The 21402-nt window shown below is 68.4% G+C and carries 25 protein-coding genes; 9 read left to right on the top strand and 16 right to left on the bottom strand.

The genetic code is table 11. The annotated features are described in order from the left end of the window. Positions 1 to 49 precede the first annotated feature (49 nt). The 12 genes from ACFQ7Q_RS16500 to ACFQ7Q_RS16445 all read right to left on the bottom strand — a co-directional run bounded on the left by ACFQ7Q_RS16500 (position 50) and on the right by ACFQ7Q_RS16445 (position 10512). Positions 50 to 238, bottom strand: coding sequence for a hypothetical protein (locus ACFQ7Q_RS16500; RefSeq protein ID WP_351816449.1), 189 nt, complete (start codon positions 236 to 238; stop codon positions 50 to 52). A gap of 22 nt (positions 239 to 260) precedes the next feature. After that, positions 261 to 1157: a type II secretion system F family protein gene (locus ACFQ7Q_RS16495; RefSeq protein ID WP_383555115.1), complete on the bottom strand. Its 897-nt coding sequence runs from the start codon at positions 1155 to 1157 to the stop codon at positions 261 to 263. After that, positions 1154 to 2074, bottom strand: coding sequence for a type II secretion system F family protein (locus tag ACFQ7Q_RS16490; RefSeq protein WP_383555112.1), 921 nt, complete (start codon positions 2072 to 2074; stop codon positions 1154 to 1156). Before ACFQ7Q_RS16490 ends, ACFQ7Q_RS16495 begins: the two co-directional genes overlap by 4 nt. Further along, positions 2071 to 3642 carry a CpaF family protein gene (locus ACFQ7Q_RS16485; protein WP_383555109.1) on the bottom strand — a complete coding sequence of 524 codons (1572 nt, stop codon included), beginning with the start codon at positions 3640 to 3642 and terminating at the stop codon, positions 2071 to 2073. The genes ACFQ7Q_RS16490 and ACFQ7Q_RS16485 overlap by 4 nt, the downstream gene beginning before the upstream one ends. Next, positions 3635 to 4504 carry a hypothetical protein gene (locus tag ACFQ7Q_RS16480; protein WP_383555106.1) on the bottom strand — a complete coding sequence of 290 codons (870 nt, stop codon included), beginning with the start codon at positions 4502 to 4504 and terminating at the stop codon, positions 3635 to 3637. The genes ACFQ7Q_RS16485 and ACFQ7Q_RS16480 overlap by 8 nt, the downstream gene beginning before the upstream one ends. Then, positions 4504 to 5193, bottom strand: a complete 690-nt coding sequence (locus tag ACFQ7Q_RS16475) for an SAF domain-containing protein (protein ID WP_383555103.1) — start codon at positions 5191 to 5193, stop codon at positions 4504 to 4506. The genes ACFQ7Q_RS16480 and ACFQ7Q_RS16475 overlap by 1 nt, the downstream gene beginning before the upstream one ends. 35 nt (positions 5194 to 5228) lie before the next feature. Beyond that, positions 5229 to 6053, bottom strand: a complete 825-nt coding sequence (locus ACFQ7Q_RS16470; RefSeq protein WP_383555101.1) for an ATP/GTP-binding protein — start codon at positions 6051 to 6053, stop codon at positions 5229 to 5231. 26 nt (positions 6054 to 6079) lie between these two features. Continuing rightward, complete coding sequence (locus ACFQ7Q_RS16465; RefSeq protein WP_383555099.1) at positions 6080 to 6697, bottom strand: hypothetical protein; 618 nt, start codon at positions 6695 to 6697, stop codon at positions 6080 to 6082. Between the two features lie 628 nt (positions 6698 to 7325). After that, entirely contained in the window at positions 7326 to 7826 is a 501-nt protein-coding gene (locus ACFQ7Q_RS16460) for a hypothetical protein (protein WP_383555096.1), read from the bottom strand. Positions 7827 to 7928: 102 nt separating this feature from the next. Beyond that, complete coding sequence (locus ACFQ7Q_RS16455; protein WP_383555094.1) at positions 7929 to 9596, bottom strand: IclR family transcriptional regulator C-terminal domain-containing protein; 1668 nt, start codon at positions 9594 to 9596, stop codon at positions 7929 to 7931. Positions 9597 to 9601: 5 nt separating this feature from the next. Next, on the bottom strand, positions 9602 to 10210 hold the full coding sequence (locus ACFQ7Q_RS16450; RefSeq protein ID WP_383555091.1) for an RNA polymerase sigma factor: 609 nt from the start codon (positions 10208 to 10210) through the stop codon (positions 9602 to 9604). Continuing rightward, positions 10204 to 10512 (bottom strand): hypothetical protein, encoded by a 309-nt coding sequence (locus ACFQ7Q_RS16445; protein WP_383555089.1) that lies wholly within the window; start codon positions 10510 to 10512, stop codon positions 10204 to 10206. The genes ACFQ7Q_RS16450 and ACFQ7Q_RS16445 overlap by 7 nt, the downstream gene beginning before the upstream one ends. A 337-nt stretch (positions 10513 to 10849) precedes the next feature. On the opposite strand from ACFQ7Q_RS16445, the gene ACFQ7Q_RS16440 reads away from it, so the two are divergent. The 3 genes from ACFQ7Q_RS16440 (at position 10850) to ACFQ7Q_RS16430 (ending at position 14702) form a co-directional block, all read left to right on the top strand. Then, complete coding sequence (locus ACFQ7Q_RS16440; protein WP_383555086.1) at positions 10850 to 11245, top strand: hypothetical protein; 396 nt, start codon at positions 10850 to 10852, stop codon at positions 11243 to 11245. 260 nt (positions 11246 to 11505) lie between these two features. Continuing rightward, on the top strand, positions 11506 to 13722 hold the full coding sequence (locus ACFQ7Q_RS16435) for an FG-GAP repeat domain-containing protein (protein ID WP_383555083.1): 2217 nt from the start codon (positions 11506 to 11508) through the stop codon (positions 13720 to 13722). A 347-nt stretch (positions 13723 to 14069) separates the two neighbouring features. Next, on the top strand, positions 14070 to 14702 hold the full coding sequence (locus ACFQ7Q_RS16430; protein ID WP_383555080.1) for a hypothetical protein: 633 nt from the start codon (positions 14070 to 14072) through the stop codon (positions 14700 to 14702). Between the two features lie 565 nt (positions 14703 to 15267). Here the strand turns inward: ACFQ7Q_RS16430 and ACFQ7Q_RS16425 are convergent. Then, a complete protein-coding gene (locus ACFQ7Q_RS16425) occupies positions 15268 to 15774 on the bottom strand; it encodes a hypothetical protein (protein ID WP_383555215.1) in 507 nt (168 codons plus the stop codon). Here ACFQ7Q_RS16425 and ACFQ7Q_RS16420 point away from each other — a divergent pair. After that, entirely contained in the window at positions 15745 to 16098 is a 354-nt protein-coding gene (locus tag ACFQ7Q_RS16420; protein ID WP_383555221.1) for a hypothetical protein, read from the top strand. The genes ACFQ7Q_RS16425 and ACFQ7Q_RS16420 overlap by 30 nt on opposite strands. A gap of 68 nt (positions 16099 to 16166) precedes the next feature. After that, a complete protein-coding gene (locus tag ACFQ7Q_RS16415) occupies positions 16167 to 17054 on the top strand; it encodes a replicative DNA helicase (protein ID WP_383555077.1) in 888 nt (295 codons plus the stop codon). Between the two features lie 125 nt (positions 17055 to 17179). On the opposite strand, the gene ACFQ7Q_RS16410 is transcribed toward ACFQ7Q_RS16415, so the two are convergent. After that, positions 17180 to 17623 carry a hypothetical protein gene (locus ACFQ7Q_RS16410; RefSeq protein ID WP_383555075.1) on the bottom strand — a complete coding sequence of 148 codons (444 nt, stop codon included), beginning with the start codon at positions 17621 to 17623 and terminating at the stop codon, positions 17180 to 17182. A gap of 119 nt (positions 17624 to 17742) precedes the next feature. On the opposite strand from ACFQ7Q_RS16410, the gene ACFQ7Q_RS16405 reads away from it, so the two are divergent. The 4 genes from ACFQ7Q_RS16405 (at position 17743) to ACFQ7Q_RS16390 (ending at position 19045) form a co-directional block, all read left to right on the top strand. Continuing rightward, on the top strand, positions 17743 to 17994 hold the full coding sequence (locus ACFQ7Q_RS16405) for a hypothetical protein (RefSeq protein WP_383555072.1): 252 nt from the start codon (positions 17743 to 17745) through the stop codon (positions 17992 to 17994). A 123-nt stretch (positions 17995 to 18117) separates the two neighbouring features. Further along, positions 18118 to 18459 carry a hypothetical protein gene (locus ACFQ7Q_RS16400; protein WP_383555069.1) on the top strand — a complete coding sequence of 114 codons (342 nt, stop codon included), beginning with the start codon at positions 18118 to 18120 and terminating at the stop codon, positions 18457 to 18459. A gap of 126 nt (positions 18460 to 18585) precedes the next feature. Then, positions 18586 to 18792 carry a hypothetical protein gene (locus tag ACFQ7Q_RS16395; protein ID WP_383555066.1) on the top strand — a complete coding sequence of 69 codons (207 nt, stop codon included), beginning with the start codon at positions 18586 to 18588 and terminating at the stop codon, positions 18790 to 18792. Then, complete coding sequence (locus tag ACFQ7Q_RS16390; protein ID WP_383555063.1) at positions 18785 to 19045, top strand: hypothetical protein; 261 nt, start codon at positions 18785 to 18787, stop codon at positions 19043 to 19045. The genes ACFQ7Q_RS16395 and ACFQ7Q_RS16390 overlap by 8 nt, the downstream gene beginning before the upstream one ends. A 272-nt stretch (positions 19046 to 19317) precedes the next feature. On the opposite strand, the gene ACFQ7Q_RS16385 is transcribed toward ACFQ7Q_RS16390, so the two are convergent. Both ACFQ7Q_RS16385 and ACFQ7Q_RS16380 read right to left on the bottom strand, forming a co-directional pair. Then, positions 19318 to 19998 carry an HNH endonuclease family protein gene (locus tag ACFQ7Q_RS16385; protein ID WP_383555060.1) on the bottom strand — a complete coding sequence of 227 codons (681 nt, stop codon included), beginning with the start codon at positions 19996 to 19998 and terminating at the stop codon, positions 19318 to 19320. Positions 19999 to 20196: 198 nt separating this feature from the next. Next, positions 20197 to 20790: a hypothetical protein gene (locus tag ACFQ7Q_RS16380; protein WP_383555057.1), complete on the bottom strand. Its 594-nt coding sequence runs from the start codon at positions 20788 to 20790 to the stop codon at positions 20197 to 20199. Positions 20791 to 21402: the final 612 nt, after the last annotated feature.

Below are 21402 nucleotides of genomic sequence, written 5' to 3'. Positions count from 1 at the left end.
CGTGCTCTCACGCCCTTGTCCTCCCCTCGTGGTCGTTGGTAGTTGCTGGTCAGCCGCCGTTGATGATGCCGATCTTCTCCATGAGCTTGGTGCGGATGGCGAGGACCAGCAGGCCGGCACCGACGAGCAGCGCGCCGGCGATCAGGGCCAGCTCCGTGGAGGTCTGTCCGGCGTCCTTGCCGGCCTTGAGCGCCTCAAAGCGGCCGCGGATCCACACGGTCAGGGTCTGGATGTCCATGGGTGTTCCCCCTTGTTTCTGGTCAGCTTCCGAGGATGGTGATCGTGATGGGGATCATCACGAAGACGAGCATGAGGATGACGCCCGCGGTGACGGGCAGGATCATCGCGGCGCTCGCCGCGTTGGCCTGGGCCTTGGCGTCGGACAGCAGCGCGATGCGCAGTTGCCGGGCCTGGGCCTGGAGGGTGGTGTAGACGGCCGCTCCGTCACCGGCGAGTGCGAGGGTGTCGGCGGGTCGGGTCAGCTCGGGGATGTCGAGCTCGTCGCCGAGCTGCTTGAGCGCGTCCCAGACGGTGACGCCGGCGAGGTCGGCCTGGTGGAAGACCTGCCGCATGCGGACGAAGATGAAGCCGTCGCCGACCTCGGCTGTCTGGGTCAGGGCCTGCGCCGCGCCCGAGTTGGCGATCCGTGCGAGCGCGACTCGTTCCAGGTAGGACGCGGCGGCGTGCCGCACCACGAGCCGGGCCGCCGCCGCGTCCCGGGCGATCTCCTTGCCCGGCCAGAGCCAGAACAGGCCGGCCAGGGCCAGGGAGACGAGTGTGGGTAGCGCGAACGAGAGCGGGCTGCCGGCCAGGGCGAGCAGAGCCTGAAGGAGTTGGGGCAGCAGAAGGCCGTACAGAGCGAACAGGAACCGCTTCCCGAGATGCTCGGCCGGGCTGATGCGCAGCAGGTTCAGGTCCCGGACGGGCAGGGTGATCCTGCCACCGAACTCGCCGAGCAGTCGGGCCCCGACCCGCTCCTGCAAGGTGCCGGTCGAACTGGGTGCGGCCGACGGCAGGAGGGGTCCGCTGGTCTTGGCGACGTCGAGGCGGTCCAGGACGGAGGCGAGGTCCCGGCGGGCGGGGAGCATGGCGCGGACGGCCAGGCCGATCAGGGCGCCGGCGGCGGCCGCTGGCAGGACGGCTTCCATGGGGATCATCGCGTGCCTCCCGTCATGGTGAGCTGTGCGTTCGCCGGCAGCGGGTCGATGAGGCGCGGGTCGGGGGCGGTGCGGGCGATCTTCCGCAGCCAGCGCAGGGTGTATGCGAACAGTCCGCCGAGAACGGCGAGGACGATCTGGCCGAGGGGTGACTGGTACCAGCCGGACCAGGCGTCGTTGAGCATGCAGCCGACGACGACCACGCAGATGACCATGGAAACCATGCGGGAGGACTTGCGGACTTTCGCGCGATCGGCCTCGATGTCGCGGGCGTCAGCGGCCTGCTGATGGATCGTGACGGCCAGGGCCTCGAGCGCGTCCGAGAGGCCGGGCCCCTTGTAGACGGCGTGGGACTGGAAGAGCAGGACAACGTGGTCGCTGACGCCGTCGGCGAGCTCGTCGGCGAACAACGCGAAAGCATCCTCGGCTTCCATGCCCGAGCGCAACCGGTCCGACAGCGCCCGCACGTTCGGCGCGATCGGACTCGGCGCCGCCTTCGCGGAGGCACGGATCGTCTGCGGCAGGGAGATACCGGCCTGGTGAACACCCGCGAGGTGGTTGAGCCACTGCCCCAGCGCCTCGAGGCGCTCAATACGCTGAGTGGCGGCGGTCCCGGGGTTGAGGACGTAGGGCAGGCCGAGGACCGCGGCGCCGGCGAGAATGCCGTGGACGGGCCAACCGGTCCACGCCCACACCACCAGCGTCACGATGCCTGCCGTGGTGACCAGGTGGCGCCAGCGGCGCTGCCACGATTCCGGGAGCTCCGCTTTCGCGCGTTGGATCCGGCCGGTCATACGGGACGCGGGCTTGGCCGGGTCGGGGATACGACCGCGCAGTTCCCTCACGGCGGCGGCGAGGGCGAGGAGGGTGAGGACGGCGCAGCAGGCGGCGACGAGGGCGAGCTGGGAGGTGGTCATCGGCGGCCTACCGTCTGCAGCGGGCCCATCCACGCGCCGTAGGGGTTGTCGGTGAGCCATTGCCGGTTGAACAGGCCGGTGCGTTCGAGGTCGTCGATAAAGCCGGGCATGTTCCTGAAGATGGCGCGCGGCTCGCCGCCCTGGGGGGCGAACAGTTCGGTGGTGACGGGGCGGCCGCCTTCGCCGACGACGTCGTGGACCTCGTAGATGGTGCTGACGAAGCGGTGCTTGCGGCCGCCGATCGCGGTCTCGTCCAGGTAGGTCAGGTAGACGACGAGGTCGATCGAGGAAGCGATGAGGTGGTGCGCGGCTTCGGTCTGCATTCCGGCTTCGGTGCACAGCTGCACGAGGCGGCTGATGATGGCATGCGGCCGGCGGACGTGCAGGGTGCACATCGAGCCGGAGCCCCCGGAGGACATGGCGTTCAGCATCGGCACGATCTCGGTGGAGCGGACCTCGCCGACGATGACGCGGGTGCCGTTGAAGCGCAGGGCGGTTGGGAAGATGTCCTCGAGGGTGACCTCGCCGGCTTTGTCGCCGCCGCGGATCTCCCCGTTGGACTGCCGGGCTTCGAACGCGAACGTGATCGGGCCGGGCTTCGGACCGGGCTCGTCCAGGTACAGCTCGCGGTCCGACTCGAGGGTGATCAGCCGCTCCGAGGGTGGGATCTCCCTGCCGAGTGCGCGTAGGAGTGACGTCTTGCCGGCGCCCATGTCGCCGACGACCAGGATGTTCATCTTGGCGTGTACGGCTGCGGTCAGGAACCGCTCCAGGATCGGGTTGATGGATCCCCACTGGACCAGTTCGGCGATGCCGTGCTGCCGGATCCGGTGCCGGCGGATGACGACGGAGGGCCGGGTGGTGAGCAGGCTCGCGGTGACGCGGGAGCCGTCGGGCATGCGGAAGCCGACCATCGGGGTGGCCTGTGTCAGGGAACGCTCGCCGTGTCCGGACAGGCGGGCCATCCTGTTGACCCACGTGATCAGCTCTTCGTGGGAGTCGGCGACCTTCTCTATCGTCTGGCGGGGACGGTCGTGATACTCGACGTGGGCGCGCAAGCCGTCGACCATCACGTCCTCGACGCCCTCCTGATCGAGCAGTGACTGCAGGCGTCCGCCGCGGTACATGGAGTCGAAGACCGCGGTGCCGATCGCAGCTTCCTGCTCCGCGGTGAGCGGGGTGTTCCCCTGGGCGTACTTGGCGGCCCAGTCGGCGACCGCGTTGCGCACCAGTTTCTTGGCCAACGCGCGCCGGTCGACTTCCTCGAGGAGCTTGTCGGGGTCTTCCGCGCTGAGCTGCTTCGACACCAGGGCCTGCAGGTCTTCGATCACCTCCCAGCCGACGGGGATCTCGCCGGGCATACCGGCCAGCCTGGGCATGGCCGCCGGACCGGCTGCGACTGTCGGGGCTGCGGGAGCGGGAATGTCCGCCGCCGGTGGGTGCGTGGAGGCAGCGGGTGGCTGCGGGCGGTTCTGGCCGATCCGGCCGGCGAGGAGCCCGGCGATGTCCTCCCGGCCCATCGGTGCCGGGTGGCCGTTGACGCCGGGGCGCTGGTGGGTGTCAGCCACGCGCCCCACCTCTCTCGCTCAGGCGCTGCAGGACGCCGGCCAGCTGCGGGTTCGCTGTACGGGGCGGGTACTGCTGCTGAATCGCACGGCGGGAAGCGGCGGCTTCGAACTGCTCGGTCGCGGTGCGCGCATGACGCAGCAGCGGACTGCGTCCGTAGCCGCGGGGCGGCCGGCCGCCGCTTGCGAAATACCCGGCTGTGGCGGGGTCGTGCGGCAGGGCGGCCAGGACCGGCGCCTGCAGGGCCTCGGTGACCTGATGGGCTCGGTAGGGGCCGTCCTCGATAAGCAGCAGACCCAGTGCGTCGGGTCCGCTGCCGCGTTCGGCGAGTTCGGTGCGCAGCGGGTCCATGACGTGCCGGGCGAGCGTGAGGGACTGCTCAGTCCCCCGCACGACCAGGAGGACCAGGTCGGCCTGGTGCAGCAGCGGTGCCGGGGTGAGCGTGGCGTGGAGGCGACCGGACTCGAGGGCGAGGCGGCCTGCGTCCACGAAGACGTCGTATCCGGCTTCTTCGGCCAGAACGTGCATGACCTCCGACAGCGCCGGCCATGTCCGGCCCAGGGCAGCGGCCTGGGCAGGGTCGGTCAGGCCCGTCAGAAGCTTGCGGTGCCCGGCCTCGTCCATCGGCCACAGGTGGGAGGCGAAGGCCTGCGCGAGCGCGTCCGGGCCGGTGCGCTCGGCGGCCGCCAGGTGATAGAGACCTACACCGGCACCGACTTCGCCCTGGAGGAACCCGGCCCTGATGGTGCCGCCGGCCGGATCACACTCGGCGAGCAGGCTCGGCCGCTTCGAAGCGAGAGTGAGGGCGAGCGCGGAGGTGGTAACGCCGCAGGACTTCGCCGAGACAAGAGCAGTGACCGGCATCAGCTGCTCCGCGGTTCACGCACGAGGGCGATCCGGCCCTGGGAGGCACGGGTGGCCAACAGCGGCCCGTCAGTGGGCGCAACGGCGAGATTGACCACCACGTTGCCAGAGGCGTCCGGGCGGGACACCGTGACGACGACGGCCTGGATAGTCGAGGGCGGCGCCTCGGCATCCTTGCCGGTCGGCTGCTCGCCCTGGGCAGGCGTGGTGACAGCGAGGACCTTGTCACCGGGCGCGAGCGTGCCTGCCGGAGCCTGGCCACGCTTCACCTGAACACCGACCTGCTGCTTGTCATCCCCCAGACCCGTACCGGGTGCGAGCTGGGAGGTGGTGAGCAGGCCGCCCTTGCGCAGGTCCACAGCCGGCCGCTTGCCGACCATCGACGTCTTCTGCGCGGCCGGGACCGGGGTGAGAGCGACGTCCGCGCTCACCTCGGCCACGATCAGATCGGCAGACGTCAGAGCCTGGCCGGCCGGAACATCGCGGGCAATGGCCAGCACCTTGATGCGGTCGCTCGCAGAGGTGACGGCAGCGGCAGCACCGAGCCCGGCAAGGACGGCCAGGACGATGCACAAGGCAGCAACCGACCAACGACGCTCCCGCTTGACCGGGGCCGTGGTCGTGATGGGGAGCTCAGAGCGTGCCGGGGCGGCGGGGCGCGGCACCGCCGGGGCGGCGGGGGATTCCATGCGGGGAATGCCTCTCGATTTGTGCAGAGGGAGTTCTAGTTGAGGACCTGGACCTCGGCGACGGCGATGTCCACGGCGCTGGTGCGGGCCTCGGTCAGCTGGCCGGTCGGACCGCTGGTGGCTGTCCAGTCGATCGTCCAAGTGGACGTCGCCGTCACGTGGTACTTCCCCGAGGCGGTGATCGAGGAAGGGGTGGTGTAGCGGTGGCCGCAGTCAGGCGATGGCTTCTTGCCGTACTCCGCCTTGTAGGGAGTGCCGGCCGTGGTGCAGGTGACTGTCTTCCCGTCTCCCATGGACCACACGATTCTGCTGACCTTGGCTGTGGCCCTCACGGTGATGCCGCCCGCCGAGGCGCTGGCCACGTTCGGGCCATAGGTCTCAGGGCCCTTCTCAGTCCACATATAGACAGGCATCCCGACCACTCCCTTGCCGCCCGCCTTGGGGGTGATGCCGATCTTCGGGGCGCGCAGGCGCATCTTGTCGAGGGCTTGCTGGGCCAGAACGGCCGGGTCGACTGCTGCTGCCGGAGGCCCTCCAGGGCCGCCGTATACGAAGCTGGTGAGGGGCCCGCAGGTTCGTTCGTAGATCGCTCCGCCTTCGGAAGGATCGTGGCCCTCCCAGAAGGCGCTTCCGGCTGGCGGCTGCGGGTTGGCAAGCGCGTACGTACAGGGCGGAGGCTCCGTGGGATTCTTCGCGGGCGTTGTCCCGGTTCCCCCGGACGCACCACCGCTGCCGCCATGACCGCCTTTGCCGGGTACTTCGATGCCGACACAGAAGAAGTCATCGCAGTTGCCGGCACTGGGGTTGCCATCGGCTGCAACAGCGCTGGCACTCACAAGGATGGTGGCGAGGGCCAGCACTACTCGGGCCAAGCCCCGCTTTGGGGTTAGCACGCCTGGTCCTGAGGCTCGTCCTTGATGACTCGCCAGCCCTCCGGCCATCGCTCGAACGTGCTCACGATGACGTACTGGGTTCGCCGCCCCTCAGGCAGAGCCACCTTCTTCTTTGTCTTGCGGTCGATCAAGTCCCACTCGGAGACGTCGAGGCAGCTCGTCAGGGTGGCACTGGGCACCTTGCTCGAGAGGTCGCTCTTCGTCACGGTGGAGCTGGAGATTCGCACGGTGCCGGTGGTGGACCGACCGGCCTTGCTGTGGTTGGCGATGTTCTTCTCGGCCTTCACCAGGGCGAGGCCTGCAGCGTACTTTGAGAGGTCCGTTTCCTTGGCCGAACCCAGAGCGTACGCCTTCTCCATCTGCGCCCAGTAGTTGTCGTAAATGTGGATCAGCTGGGTCTTTGTCTGGTCGACAGAGTCGGATGGGGTGGGCGTGGGCGCTTCGGTCGCCGACCCGCTGGTTGTGGGCGTAGCGGACGGCTTGTCGGACGGCTCGCTGACACCGCAGGCTGAGACACCCGTCATAGCGCTGGCCACCAACAGCACAGCTACTGCGCGCGTGCCGTTCCATTCGCGAAGTAGTGCTCGCCTCGTCCGCGCCGACAGTGCCACTGCGCCCTCCCCGTGTTCTCGCCTTGGTCTGTCGACCTGCGTCCCTAGGCCTGCGATCTTTCGCCTCTGTGGCCTCAGCCACCACAGGTAGTTGATCTGTTCCCATACGTTACGCAACGATCCTTCAACGGCCCAGCCCGTTCCAGCAGTTCAGGACTGCCGTCGGCTTCGGAACCGCCACATTTGCACATCCCGTGAGAGGTTCAGTCGAATTCAGCCAGTGGTTCCCGGCCCGCTGGAGGGCGCAGCATCGAATATGTCAACTCGCCGGTACTCCGGTGCGGCAAGGAACAGGCGCACGCCGCCGTTCTCGAAGACCAGATCCGCGGGGCCGGCGAGGAGGTTTGTGCTCCACCGCCCGCTGCCCACTCGGCCGGCGTCGGAGGTTGTCGTGCAAGCGTGTCCCATCGGTCCCAAGGTTGTCCCGCCGCACCTGAGCCTCGCCGGCGGCGGAGCGCTGAAAGGCGGCCCGGAGGCGGCGTCTTCCTGTCGATGTCGGCCCGCCTGCGCGCCGCCTTCCCTTCGATCCGCCGGCCGATGTGTACGAGGACGGCCAGCCGCAGTCGTCCGGCCGCCGCCTCCAGGACTGGGATCAAGTTCGAGTGACGCGCGGACGCAGGAATGCAGTTCAGGGGGCGACCTGGGAGGCGTGGATCCGGCTGACGGCTCTCAAGACCTCTTCGCGGTTCTTCGCTCGCTTGATCCATACCGGAAGGCGGGCTACCAGAGTCATCGTCGGTCCGGTGCTGTGCCAGAGCCCTCGTTCTCGCAGCGACGCTTGGACGTATCGGCGCATCAGGTCGAGATGCTCGTGGTTGTACGCCCACAACCACCCATGCCGGGTCTCAACCTGGAGCCACAGCGGCATACCGAAGTACGGATCCGTCGCGGGTTGAGCCGTGCCCCTGGGCATCATGACACGACGCCCGTTCCACACCCGTGACAGTCCGCAGCCCCGGCAGACCATACGTCGCGGCCTGAACAGAATCCGACCTCCGGGATCGGAGTCCCCGGGCGCTAGAACGACTCGAGCGGCCTTCGTGCAGCCGGGGCATCGCACAATGATCGAGCTGATGAAGTCGTACTCGGTGCTGCGCGGATCCTGGAACCGACCGGAGAGCAAGTTCATGCGCTGAGTATGCAGATGCCCCGCAGATCAGCGCATCCCGATTCGACCACGCGCAGTCCCGTCGGCCTGGCTGCTAGAGCTTGGAGAGGTTGAAGAAACGGGCTAGGGCAGGGCGCGTCGAGGGGGAGGCTCAGCCTGTGACCATGCACCCCCTTCTTGCTGCTGCATACCGTCCGTGAGCAGGTGGGCGAGGAGGAGTCCGGTGGCACGCCTACTCAGGACGGTTGCGGTGTCGATGAGACGGAGGTGTTCCTCGACGGGCAGGGACAGGGCGACGCTGGAGGCGCGGCCGGGCAGGCCGAGGGAGAACGCGACGCAAAGGACGCTGTCCGAGTATTCGAGCAGGTCGAACTGGGCGGAGTGTGGGCCGGGTCCGTCGAGTTCCTCGATGAGTGCGCGCCGGCTGGTGATGGTCCGGCCGGTGAGCTGGACCGAGGGGTAGCGGGTGAGGTGGTCCATGCGGGAGGCGAAGTCGAGCTGGGCCAGGAGGCTCTTACCGTTGGCGCTTGCGTGCCCGGTGTCGCTGAACGGGGCCACCTCCTCGACGGGGGGTGCGGTCGTGCTGAACGCGGCCTCCTGGACCGTGATCTCGCCGTCGGTGTAGGTGCTGAGGTAGACCGCCGCGCCGAGCTCGTCGCGCATGGAGGCGAGCGTGTCCTTGAGGAGTGATTGGTCCGGGTCGGCGCGTGTGGCCAGGGCCATGAGCGGTCCAGGGAAGTGGGCGCCTGCGATGGTGTCGACGAATCGCTCGCTGCGCAGCCAGTCCAGCAGCCGGACGACGGAGTTCATTGGCATTCGGGTCCGCCGGGCGAGTGTGCGGGTGTCGATGCCGTCGGCGTGGTGGATGAGAAGGAGCATGTCGCGTGCCCGTTGTGTGGTCTGCCACCGTGCGGGGACCACGGCGGGGGTGGTGCTGTGGCGTGCCATGTCGGTGAGTACGGCCGGGCGCAGGGCGCTGGCTGACCACCAGGGCTCGCCCCGCAGGTCGATGGAACCGTGGATGGTCAGGGGTGTCGTGGAGGCTGTGGGACTCAGGTCGGGAACTGGCAGGGTCAGCCCGCCGGCCAGTGCGGTGAGTGAGGGCCGCTCCGGCGCTGTTGGGGAGGGCGGTGCGGGACCGTACTGCGTGGGCAGCACGGGGGCGGGGACCAGGACGAGTCCGGTCCGTCCCGGCTGCCGTTGCTCGTCTTCTGGTCCGATGGCCAGGGGGGCCTCCTGAAGGATGTCTGTCTGCCTGACGGCATCGGGCAGAGCGGGGTGCGGGTCTGCATGAACGAGGTGAAGGGGGATACCGAGCAGGCGTCGTAGCTCCTCGAAGAAGAACGGGTCCTCGGTCTGCAGTGGAGGGGTAGCACTTGGGAGGCGGCCTGCGGCCGCGGTAAGCAGCCGCTCGGCGTCACCGTGTCCGTGCCGGGCAGCCTCCTCGACAAGGAACCATGCGTCCTCCGTCCAGCTGGTGCTGGCCCGCAGCACGACCAGGGCAAGCCGGAACAGTGCACCTGGATGCCCGGCGGAGGCCGCTTCACCCAGCCAGTCGGCGGCGGTGGACAGCTCACCCCGGCTCAGCGCCTTGGATCCCAGCCGGTAGAGCGAATTCACTCGCTCTCGCCCGTCCGCGTCCAGGTCGTACAGGTGCGTCTGGGGTCCGAAGTCGCCGCCTGGACGGTCCCAGAAGTCCGGCGGCCCGGCAAGCTGGTGCATGAGCGTCATCAGCTCTGCGTTGGCCTCCGGCGCCGGGCGGCCGCCGCTGTCCTCGTTGAAGCGGCTCACTGCCCTCACCTTTCCTTCTCCACGTGTCGTGTCGTCTTCTTCCGGTGCCCGTCCCGGATGTATCCGCCGAGCCTTCCGCGCAGCTCGATCAGGGCCGTGTACCGGTCCCGGTGGACTCGGTCCGTGCCTATGCCCAGGACCTTGGAGATCTGCGTGTCGCTCAAGCCCTGGCTCTGAAGCTGCACCACCTTGCGGGGCCGGCTCAGCGGCATGGCGTCGATCGTGGGGACGACCAGCTCCTCCAGCGGATCGAAGTCGTCGGCCGGCCGCCGGCCGTGGACCGCCACGACGAGCCCGGTGTCGTCCAGAGGGTCGAGCCGCGCGTGGGCACGCAGGGTGTCGATCGCCAGATTCCTCGACGCTCTGCGCAGGTAGGCCGCAAGCTGCACCTCGGGGCCCAGCTGGCCGTTCAGGACCTTCCTCGCCACCCTCAGGTACGCCTCGTGGGCCACGTCCTGGCATGCCTGGTACGAGAGCTGACGGTTCATCTTTCTGCGCAGGATCCGCGGTTCCGCCGCCATGAACGTCTCGTAGCAGTCCCGCAGCCGCTGGACCAGGTCCACGTCGATGGCCGGGCCGGGCTCCTCCCTTGGAGCCTCGTCATCCACTACCACGGGCCGTGCTCCTTCGCTGATGGCAGCGCCTGCCCGTCCTCGCCGCCGGCCTCGCTTACGTGCACGGTCACCGACAGCGCGGTGTGGGGTGGTTGGCGCACGCGGATCTGGACTTGGACGGAGGGGGAGCCGTGCGCCGGGTGCTCGACGCACTCGGCCACCGGTCCGCCGAAGACAGGGCGCTGAGGGATCCGGGCACCGCGCTGCCGCCGGTCCCAGTACACCTGCACCAGGGCGGCCGCCGATTGCACCGCGGCCGCGATGACCGGGGCAAGCCCGGCCCAGTCCAAGGACGACGTCATGTGAGTCGCTCTCCATCTGAGGTATCAGAGGCGCTCGGGCTGCGCCTTCGGCCCCTTGACGGTCCAGCCTCCCTCGTTCTCCTGCCGGGACCGGAGAAAACCGAAACTGGCCGGAACGACAACCTTGCTGATCGATCCTGAACAGGTTTCGCGTCGGACGTTGCGTTCCATCACCGCGGCGCCGGCTGGGACGAACTCGCGAGGCACGTGGCTGCTCCGCGCGTGCTCGCCATCGCCGCCAACCCGTCTCCAAGGCACACGTTCCGGCGAACCTGTGCAAGGCAGCGCCGAAGCTCCGCGGGTTCCGGCCAGAACTCGGATGCTGCATGATCGAACGATGCTGGTCGAACTGGTGAAGGTCGCAAAGTTTCCCTGGAGCCCATGGCTGGCCCAGATCCGGACCCCGTTCGGAGGGACAGCGGTCCGATGGTGCGGTGACCGCGCCACGAAGCCGGGTAAGTACCACGTCGAATGGACGGTCGACGAGGACATCGCCTGGGGGCGGAACGCAAAACCGGCCGTCGGCGTCGGACCGGGAGTCCGGCCTGGCGGGCACTGCGTTGTCCTGCGCGGTCGACTGAGCCTCACAGTGGACGGCGCCGCCATGCTGGACTTCGACGGCAATCAGATCCTGCTGGACCTCGCCGATCCTCTGCCCGAAGGTGTTGCCAGCACATGGGTCGAGCTCTTCATCGAGCGCGAGAAGATCGCCCTCTACCCGTACGAACTCTGACCCGACGGCGAGAACCGCGGACGCCTCCAGCAGCGCCACGCGGGACAGTCCGCCACCGCGGCAGGGAGCAGCCAGCTTCTTAACGTCGGGCCAGGTCGAGGGCGTGTGCACGGAAAAGGAGTCTGGGTTCTACGCCCTCTGGTACCGCCCCACGTGCACTCGCGTGGAAGAGGTAGCGGGGGCGTACAACCTTTGCCGGAGATCGGGAGTCTGACCCGCGCAACGCATGGTGCGTCTGGTCTTCCTGAGGAGAACACGCCTTGTCCCACGCACGTCCCGCCCGTCGTCGGCTCGCCGCAGCCGTCGTGACCGTGCTCACCGTCACCGTCGGCTCCACAGGGTTGACCGTTCCGGCGGTCGCTTCTCCGGCCGGCGAAGGTACGACGGACGTGTCGGCGACACAGGATGTCATCCCGTTCCCACGCAACATGCAGGTCTACGGGGTCACATCCACGGGCTACCTGACCGTGAATCCGAGGTATCTGGAGGACACGGCCTGGATTCGTGCGTCGGATGGCAGCTCCGTGGCGTGGCGGTTTGTCAGGGCCCAGGGCACGGGTCTCAGGGACATCGTGGCCACCCGCACATATCAGGCATCCCGAGCCGTCCTCACCGACCTGGCGACCGGGGAGGAACGGCTTTCTGTCTACCTTGGCTCCAGCGGCGTCGAATACGCGGGCGCCGCTGGCGAGGCCATCTTCACCATGGTGGGCAACGCGAGCGGAGGCAAGGACCTCCGCATGCACACCCGAGTCGCCGACCGCGTGACGACGACCGGCATTCCGGCTGACGCCACGAGCATCGACGTCAGGGCCGGCACGCCCGATCACGCCCTGCTGACCTATAGCACCGGCACGGGAACCACGGTCAAGAAGTACGTGGCCATGCTCGACCTGGCCACCAATGCCGTGACCGAGACCTACGAACTGCCCGCCGCAGCGCAGGAGGACCTTGCTGTCTCTGCGACCCACCTGGCCTGGGTCGAGTCCGGCGAAGCAGATCAGGTCACGGTCGTGGTGGTCGATCGCTCCACCGGTACGCGACAGCGTATGGGGGTCGGAGTGTCGCGAGGTGAGGTCGAGGTCGGCCTGGTCGGGGACTGGGTGACCTATGGCATGCGCGGTGGCCTGACATCGTTCTGGCCGAATGCCCTGTACGCCCTGACCGCACGCAGCCTGAAGGACGGGACCACCACCCACAAGCTCCTCGACCACGTCGAGTCGGCCGCCGCCGCACCCGACGGCGCCCAGGTCGTCCGCGGCGGCACCGTCGAGCAGGGCGAGGGCATCTACCGGATCACCCCCGGCGCCGACGGCGTCCCGACCACCACGCTCGTCGGCAGCACGGGCGAGCCCACCAAGGTCACCCTGCTGGGACACAAGATCCCCAGCACGATCGACCTCGACCAGAACCAGGGCACAGCGCGCCTGGAGTGGACCGTGTCCCGGCTCAACGTGCAAGTCAAGGTCACCCTGCGCCATGTGCGCACCGGGCTGGTCAAGGAGTTCAACGACGTCCAACCGGCCAATGGCGTCATACGCTTCGACTGGATGGGCGACCTCTCGAATCTCGGGCGCACCAACAGTGCATACAACGGCGACTACACCTGGCATATCAGCGTCGCGCCGATGAACGGCATCGGCCCCACCGTGACGTCCTCCGGCACATTCACGGTCACCCGCAAGCCCGCCCCGCACGACTACAACGACAACGGCTCCCCGGACCTGCTCCTGCGCGACGGTTCGGGCCGACTGTGGGATGCCGACTCCCACTACGACCCCTACACCAACGGAATCGGGCAGCTGAGCTCACAGGACAAGCTCATCGGCAGTGGCTGGGGCGGCTACAGCGCGACCGAGGCCGCCGGGAACATCGGCGGAGCGGCCCACGCGGACCTCATCGCCCGCGACACCACAGGCGCCCTGTGGCTCTACCTCGGCAACGGCGACGGCACTTTGGCCACCCGGTACAAGATCGCCACGGGTTTCGGCGGCTACAACAAGATCGCCGCCGGAAGCGACCTGAACGGCGACGGCAAGGCCGACCTCGTCGCCACCGACGCGGCCGGCGCCATGTGGCTCTACAAGGGCACCGGGAACTGGCGCAGCCCCTACACGACCCGCGTCAAGATCAGCACGGGCTGGAACGGCTACAACCAGATCACCGCCACCGGGAACATCGCCGGAGGCGCCGCCGGTGACCTCGTCGCGCGCGACAGTGCCGGCGTCCTCTGGCTCTACCTCGGCAACGGCGACGGCACCTTCGCCACCCGGGTGAAGATCGGCTCCGGCTGGGGCGGATACAGCCACATCGTGGGAATCGGGGACGCCGACCGCGACGGGCGCCCCGACCTGTTCGCGACCAACTCCGCCGACCGCGGGGCGTACCTGTACAAGGGCACCGGAAGCTGGAGGGCTCCTTTTGGGGCGCGGCAGGAAGCCAACGTGGCCGGCAACCGGCCTACCTCGGTGGCCTGACAGCAAGGCGCGAGAGTTCTGGGGTGGGACCTAGTGAGCACGTCCCACCCTGGCACTCTGCGGCGGTGTGTGTTCGGTCGCGCTCTTCGACGGCCCGCTCTCGGCCGCGGCGAATACGACACCCTCGGCGGCGGGCCCATCCTCCGTGTCGGGGGTGTAGCCGAGACGGAGCGCGGTCTGGCAGGGGTGTCGTCGGTCGGTTCGGTCATGCCCGGGGCGCGGACGGGCCGGCCGGTCGGGTCGATGCCGGAGGCCGTGGCTGGGCGGATCCAGTCCAGGTCGTAGGTGATGCGGCGCAGCCGGGCCTTGAGGCCGCGCTTCTTGTCCTCGGGGAGCTCCCACGCGAGGTGGATACGGGTGGGGAAGTCGGCGCCGTCGCCGTCCTCGCCAATGACGGGGAAGTAGAAGCCGGGGTCGTACGTCTTGAGCCGGACACACTGCTTGGCCGGGTCCCAGGCCAGCAGGTACACCCCGTCGCCGAGGGAGACGGCCTTCCGTTCGGTCTGCAGCATCCGCATCGGGAGGAGTTCGTCCTCGGCCCACTCCCGCAGAAGTTCCTGAACCCGTACGGCGGCCGCGGCCTCCGCGTCGGCATCGTCGCTGCCGTCCTGTTCGGCGCCGGGTACGACGATGCTGTGCTCACGGCCCAGGACGGGGGAGACAAGGGTGTCGACGAACATCGACGGGTCGCCGAACTCCCTGCGCCCGCGCGCGGCATCCCCGTCGCGGAACTGGGAGAGTTCGCCGGCCTGGTTGTTGTCGTAGGCGGCGAGGAGCTTGTATGCGGCCAGGCGGCGTTCGTCTGCCGCAGGAACCCAGGAGGCTGCGGCCTCGGGGAACGCCCGCCGGTGCGGCATCCCGAGGTGGTCGCTGTAGATCGGCTTGTAGTTCGCCCATCCCCAGGCGTCGATGATGACGTCCTTGACGCCGCTGAACAGGCCCACGGGTACGCCTCCGCTGACAGGCCCCGCGCCATGTGATCAGCGTACGGGCCGCCACGAACTGGCTTCCCCCGGCTCGAGGTCGACGATGAGGTCGGGGCAATTTCGGAGATCGCCGTACAGAGGCGACGGCGGCGTCATATGTTCGTGCTGCTGCGGTGACCCAGTGTCATGAGCTGATCTCCCTCTCGCACTTACCAAGAGGGAGGAGAGCGATGGCTCGACATGCTAAACCGCGCAAGAAGAGGGCCCTGAACTGGGACATCATCATGTCGCTTCTGGTCGTTGTAGGCGGTCACCTACTCGACCAGTGTTCAAGCGGCTGAGGACCCAGCACAGGGCACCTACCCGGCCCCGGGGCGGCTCACGCCGTCTCGGGGCTTCGTCGTACCACAACCCAACGCACTAAGTAGTGCGCTGGACGGGCAGGTGCCAATCTATAGGTGGTACCACCTTGCGCGGGCCGTCTTGCAAACTTTGTGTCTCATGATTTCAGTCCGCGATTACAAGTCGCGATTACAGTCCGCCGCGACATATTGGCAATGTTCGGCGCTCAATGAGCCCAGTTCGGGGTCCGTGCCGTCAGAAGGGCTGTCAGAGCCCTCTACGGGAGCGTCTGCCCGGATCGGCCCCTCCCGGCCAGCCGGTTGTCACCGTACGAGCGGCTCGTAGCGGGCGCCGCGGCGGGGTCAGCGAGCTCGGTGAGGGCATGGACGGCTGCGTCCATGCGGTCGAGCGAGTCCATGCCGGGGATCCAGGTGACCATCTGGCCCTCGAGTTCGACGTGCTCTCCGACGTGGTGGACGAGGCCCTGCTTGTAGAGCTGGGCGATCGGTTCGGCGCGGAGTCTCTTGCCCTGCTTGGCGTTGACCTCGATGATCGCGGGGATCAGCATCACCTTCGTCTCGCCCTCGCGTTCGAGTTCGGCCCATGCCTGGCGTACGACCTGGGCGGCCATGTCGCCGCCGAAGTTGTTCTCCACGATGATCGCGTCGGCCTGCCGCTGGATGGCGAGGAGGCAGACCTCGGTGCCCCAGGTGTCGGCGCCCATGGTGCGGGAGCGGTCGTCGAGGACGTACAGGTGGCCGTCGGCGTCCTTCGCGGCGCAGATGAGGCCGACCTCGTCGTTGCGGATGGCGTCGCCGCCGGCGTGGTCGACAGCGGCGAGGCCTGCCGGCTGTGCGAGGTCCGTGCGGCCGACTGGAAGGCGGCACAGACCCGGAAACGCCAGCCGAGCAGCCCGCCGCCGGTCGAGCCGACCTTGCCCGCGGTGCCGAGCCAACGGGCCGCAGCACGCACGACCCCGCTTCTGAAGGACTGCACCGGCCCGTACTGCAACCGCTCCATCCCCGGGGCCGGCGACGACCTGTGCAGCGACTGCCAGGACGCCACGGCCCAGCCGCCTGCACCGTTCTATCCAGCCATTCACGGGTGACGCGCGACGTGCTCATCACACCGCGCGTCACCATCAACGAGCACCCTGCACCGGACCGAAGGAGACCCGTGGGAACCGAAGCCGAACAGGACAGCATTCAGTCGCTGGGGGAAGCCATGTCGGACGCACTCGACCGAGTCGAAGCCGTCGGATCGAAACGACGGCCCCTGGCAGGGCTCAGCACCGGATTCACCGACCTCGACGCTCTGACCGGCGGTCTGATGCCCGGCACCCTTACCGTGATCGCCGCCCGCCCCTCGATGGGCCGCAGCACCCTGCTCTTGAACCTGTGCACCCACGCCGCAGTCAAGAACTCGGTACCGACACTGCACGTCAGCCTTGAGCACTCCGTCTCCGAAACCACCCTCCGGGTCAAGTCCGCCGAAGCCCGTGTCGCGCTGCATCACATGCGTTCCGGCCTTATGACCGATGACGACTGGACTCGCCTCGCCAAGGTCATCCCCCAGATCGCAGAGAACCCCCTGTACTTCTGGTCCCCTGCCCGCATGAACGCCTCACAGCTCACCGACAGGGCCCGCGAGGAAGTCGGGAAGCGGCAGATCGGGCTCATCGCCATCGACGGCATCCAGGACATCCGCCCGATGAAGCGAAGCGACCTTCGTGAACGAGAGGTCGGTGACGTGGTCCGCGACCTGAAGTCTCTGGCCAGGGAACTCAACATCCCGCTGGTCTGCACATCCCACCTGAATCGCGGCGCCGAGACACGAGCCGACCGCGTACCGATGCTCGACGACCTCCGCGAGTCCGGCGCTATCACCTACGCAGCCGACACGATCATCCTTCTCCACCGGCCCGACCACTACGACCTGGCCTCCGAGCGGGCCGGCGAGGCGGACTTCATCGTGGCCAAGCACCGCGACGGGCCCACAGCGAGGATCACCGTCGCCTTCCAGGGCCACTACAGCCGCTTCGTCCAGTTCGCTCCTACGGCCTGAACGCCGCGCGCCGAGGCAGACCTAGCTCCGCGGGCACGGTGGCCGGCGGTGGTTCACCTTCGGGTCAGTGCCTCGTCGGCCCGCCCAGCGCCCCTCGTGCCGCGCTCTGGACGGGGGCGCTGCCGTCAGGTTTCGTCGAGGGCGCGTCGAATGGCCTCGATGTACGCCGCTCGAGCAGGCTGTGGGTCCTCGCCACCGTCGTCGCTTTCGTTGACCGCCGCCAAGTAGCCAAGTGCGGCATTTGCCACGTAGCCGGGCCCTTCTACCTCCACCAGGTAGTACGCGTTCAGGGACCGTGAGATGTGCTCAGGAGAAGGGTCCAGCTCCTGGTCGTGACCAGCGGTGAGCAATTCGGCGTACACCTGGCGTCGCCGTTCATCCGCTCGTGTCCGGCGCTGCTCATCCAGCGTGGCCTGGACGGTGGCTATTAGCGCGTTCGCCTGCGCCTGGCCGGCCGCCTCAGCCGCGGCGGCCTGGCGGTGGCCGGCCTTCCACGCGAAGAACCCCGTCACGCTGCTGCCCAAGATGGCCGACCCGGCGGCGATCAGGGCGATCCCCCACTCACTCATGGCGCCGATCTTCCCACCCGCCCCGCTCGTTCCGGCGGCCGGTTTTGCGCCCTTGTGGCCGGACCTGGCGGCCCGTCACCTTCGATGGCAACACCCGTGTCGATCACGAGGGGGACCTGTTGGCCAATCCGACCGCACCCGAACCCCGACCCTTCACCCTGTGGACCGGCCGCGCGCTCCTGCACTGGGCGCGCCTCCTCCAGCGCACGGTCGCATCCCATGACCGCCGCAAGGCCCTCGTCGCCCGCCGGAACGCCGCCATGCGCTCAGCACACGAACGCGGCGTCGACCGGGAGACCATCGCCCGCACGATCGGCCTGACCCAGGCCCATGTCGGCCAAGCGCTCCGCGGGGAGCCCACGGTCGACTAGTGCGCGTGCCAGGCCGACGGGTGCTCAACCGCTGGTGGACGGCCCGTCGGCCCGGGTTCCCTTCGCACCCCCATACGAGCCGTAATCACCAGGTTCCGTCACAAACCCCGCTACGGTGGGTGCGTGTCCCACGGCAGATCAGGCACCGGCCACACCAGCGACGGCTACCAGTTCCTCGACAAAGACCCGGGCGACCGGTTCATCCTCATGGACCGGCTCTTGTTCGGTCTCGGCATGGTCATGTTCACCCTCGGAACGGCAATGATGATCTGGGGCCTCTTCCACACCCCCACAGCCGCGACAACCACCCTCGGCGCCGCAGAAGCCAAGAGCGATGCCGTCTCGCAAGTCAGAGAAGCGATCGGAACAGCAGCCGACTTGACCGGCCTGCTCTCGTTCTACACAGGCTGGCGATTGGGACGCCGCGCACGAAGGGGCGACTCCGGCAACGGACCTCGCCACTGAACCGGCAGGTCTCGGAGAAGCTTCAACGGTGTCGGTGGTGGGCGCTAGGCGGAACCTCCTGAACCGTGCCCTCGCCTGGCGGGCTGCGCTAGCCTCAAGGCGTACCCGACCGTGGTGGAGGCCCCGATGGCGCACCTGATCTTCAGCGAGGCCGAGCAGCGCGAGCTCCGCGAGTCCGCGCGCGCCGAGTTCCCCCAGAACCCGGCCCTCGCCTACGTCCTCGAGAACCTCGCCTCCGAAGGCATCGACCTCGACAGGTGCCGCGACTGGGACGACATCCGAGCCGAGAAGGGCCTGCCGCCGCAGAACGGCGAGGCACCCGAAGTTGCCTAAGCACTCCCGCGGCGGCCGTCGGCCGCGCATCGTGTTCATCGAGCCGGCCGAGACCCAGGTCCGCACCCTCACCACCGTGCAGGCCGCACAGCTGGACGCGGCGTTGAACGAGATCGCCGCCGACCCCACGGACGTGAAGGCGCACGCCACCGCGTCGGCGCTGCGCGACTACCAGCACTCCGGCGTCCGGATCGTGTTCTACGCGACCGCGCTCGGCAGCATCCTCATCGTCACTTACGTCGAGGTCGACTGACCTGTGCCCTCCGATCAGCACGAGCCCCGCGATCCCTCCTCTGGTGTCCTGCTCACTCCCGCCCAAGCGGCACTCCGCGCGAAGTGCCTGGAGCGCTTCTGGGAGAGGTACGCCGAGATCCTCATCCGCATGTCGCACGATGGTCGGCTGGCTCAGGTTCCTGTACCTGCCCCTCCGCCAGTTCAGGGCAACGGTTAGCCCGGTGGGCGCGCCACTGGGACCACCCCCGGCGCCGAGGGTTTGAGGCCCCGGCGCCGGGCGAAGACGTGCGGTTACGGGGCCGGCGTGTAGTGGACGACGGTGCTCTCGCACGCCTCGGCGTACACCTTCAGCGCGTCCGCCTCCGCCTGATCCGCCGTCAGGCCCCAGCGGAGCTTGGTCGCAGTCCACTCTCCGACGTACCGGCAGTGCGCGTCCGGGAGCGGCGGCATCCACTCGGCCGGGTCCCGGTCGGCCTTCGCCCGGTTCGACCGGGCGGTCACCGCGACGAGGCTGGTGGCGGCGTCCTGGTCGTTGGCGTACGCCTCGCGCCGGGCCGCCGTCCAGGCGCTGGCGCCGGAGTCCCACGCTTCGGCGAGCGGGACCATGTGGTCGATGTCGAGCTTGGCCGGGTCGGCGACCTCCTGGCCGTCGTAGTACGACAGCCATTCCCCTCCCGACAGCTTGCAGCCGGCCGCCACGGCCGGTGCCTCGGCGGCCTCGTCGAGGAGGACCTCCGCGCGGGTGTTGCAGCCATCAGTCTTGTCGAGGCCGGCGTTCCAGTGCTTGAAGGAGTCCCGCTGGTATCCGGCGCGGGACTCGTCGGCGATCTGGACGAGCTCCAAAGCGTCGGCCAGGGCGAGGACCTCCGCGCGCGCCGGCGCGGCGGGCGCTGCCTGCGCGGTGGCGGGGACGGCGAGCGGGGTGAGGGCGAGGGAGAGCGCGGCGAGGCCGCGGGCCATGTTCTTGATCACGAACGCTGGGATATCGGCCAGCACAGGCTCTAACCAGCGGTTTCGCGCACGGCTCAGCCGAGCGGGTGAAGGAGTTCACCGGGGAAACGGTCCGTCACGCTGCCGCACGGCCGCTTCCGGCGGGCCAATATCGAAGCCGCGACTCCCAACGGGTACTACTACACGCCATGTCGGCTACGTGGACAGCGCCTGGGGGCCTCAGAGCTCGCAGTCTTCGGCGCTGAGATGCGCACCGCTGTAGCTCAATTCCGCCGCGTTCCCGGTTGGCTCTGCCCCCTTGATGGGATTAAGGGTCTCGTCGAAGGTCCACCACGTATCACCTGTGCGGAAGTACGCATACCAGTCTTGCTCGAGGAAGACTTGAAGTTCGTCCGTCCCCAGCGGGATAACCGTGCGCGTGCAAGGAGGGACGAAGTCGAGACTCACGAGCTGCTCGTTCACCTTGACGTGGAACGAGTTCACCCCGCTCTTGTCCTTGTTGACGACGTATAGGTAGCCGCCAAGTTCACCCTTGGGATCCGGCAGCAGCCAGGAGCTGACCTTGGGCCGACCTTCCTCCTCGTCCCGATTTTGCTCCATGACCGTCTGCTGCTGGGCCAGTCGTGTCTGTTGGATGGCAAGCTCGGTCTGGTCCTCCTGCGCGCCTGACTGCTTAACCATCGCGATGACGGAGACGACCAGTGCGGCAAGCGCGAGAGCCACACTCCCGAACTCATGGACCAACGAGACTCTCCAGCGCGACTCCTCGCCAGCGCCCGGTTCTGGTCCGGCGTCTGTGCCCGTGGTGCCCATCACACCTCCTTACGTCCTCTCCCAAGATCCGCTGCATCCCGGAGTGGAGCAGAGAGGACGCGCCGAGTGGGTGAGAACACCTCTGTGTCACCGACGAAAGAATTGACCATGGCACATCAGGAGGATGGCCTGTCGGCACTCTTGGCGGAGTACGTGTCGCTCCACGCGGCCCAGCCGCTGAACGCGGCGGCCGAAGTGGCTGCGGGCTTCGGCTTCGGCCTGGTCGGCCGTGAGCCCCCAGCAACACGTAGCTGCGGGACGAGGCCTCGCGTCAGCCGCTCAGAGCGTCGTCACGGCCGGTGTCGCGTGGCCGCGGTCCACGGCATCTCTGACGGCCGCTGTCGATGTTGCTCTGCGCGCGCCGGTAGGCGCCTCGGCTCGGGGGCCCGTCGCTCGGTTTCTCCGACGTGGGGGCTCACATCCTGAGTGCGGCAGGCGTGCTGCCGGGGCTCAGTGCTGCGGGCGGCTGTGGTGCGGTGCCCGTCCCGGGGCAGGGACGGGCACCGTGGTCTGCCGGGTTCAGCACATCTTGTAGTCGTGCCTGGTGGAGTTGTAGGAGCAGGTGTCGGCCTTGGTGCCGTTGGCCTTCTTCAGGGTGGCGGTGTCCTTGTC

Origin of the sequence: Streptomyces sp. NPDC056527 (genome assembly GCF_042794475.1) — a bacterium.
Classification (GTDB): Bacteria; Actinomycetota; Actinomycetes; order Streptomycetales; family Streptomycetaceae; genus Streptomyces.
This window is presented reverse-complemented; position numbering and strand designations above follow the sequence as displayed.

Coding starts and splice junctions, on each gene's coding strand:
- ACFQ7Q_RS16500 (WP_351816449.1), bottom strand. CDS start 238: ATGGACATCCAGACCCTGACCGTGTGGATCCGCGGCCGCTTTGAGGCG.
- ACFQ7Q_RS16495 (WP_383555115.1), bottom strand. CDS start 1,157: ATGATCCCCATGGAAGCCGTCCTGCCAGCGGCCGCCGCCGGCGCCCTG.
- ACFQ7Q_RS16490 (WP_383555112.1), bottom strand. CDS start 2,074: ATGACCACCTCCCAGCTCGCCCTCGTCGCCGCCTGCTGCGCCGTCCTC.
- ACFQ7Q_RS16480 (WP_383555106.1), bottom strand. CDS start 4,504: ATGCCGGTCACTGCTCTTGTCTCGGCGAAGTCCTGCGGCGTTACCACC.
- ACFQ7Q_RS16475 (WP_383555103.1), bottom strand. CDS start 5,193: ATGGAATCCCCCGCCGCCCCGGCGGTGCCGCGCCCCGCCGCCCCGGCA.
- ACFQ7Q_RS16460 (WP_383555096.1), bottom strand. CDS start 7,826: ATGAACTTGCTCTCCGGTCGGTTCCAGGATCCGCGCAGCACCGAGTAC.
- ACFQ7Q_RS16445 (WP_383555089.1), bottom strand. CDS start 10,512: ATGACGTCGTCCTTGGACTGGGCCGGGCTTGCCCCGGTCATCGCGGCC.
- ACFQ7Q_RS16440 (WP_383555086.1), top strand. CDS start 10,850: ATGCTGGTCGAACTGGTGAAGGTCGCAAAGTTTCCCTGGAGCCCATGG.
- ACFQ7Q_RS16410 (WP_383555075.1), bottom strand. CDS start 17,623: ATGAGTGAGTGGGGGATCGCCCTGATCGCCGCCGGGTCGGCCATCTTG.
- ACFQ7Q_RS16395 (WP_383555066.1), top strand. CDS start 18,586: ATGGCGCACCTGATCTTCAGCGAGGCCGAGCAGCGCGAGCTCCGCGAG.
- ACFQ7Q_RS16380 (WP_383555057.1), bottom strand. CDS start 20,790: ATGGGCACCACGGGCACAGACGCCGGACCAGAACCGGGCGCTGGCGAG.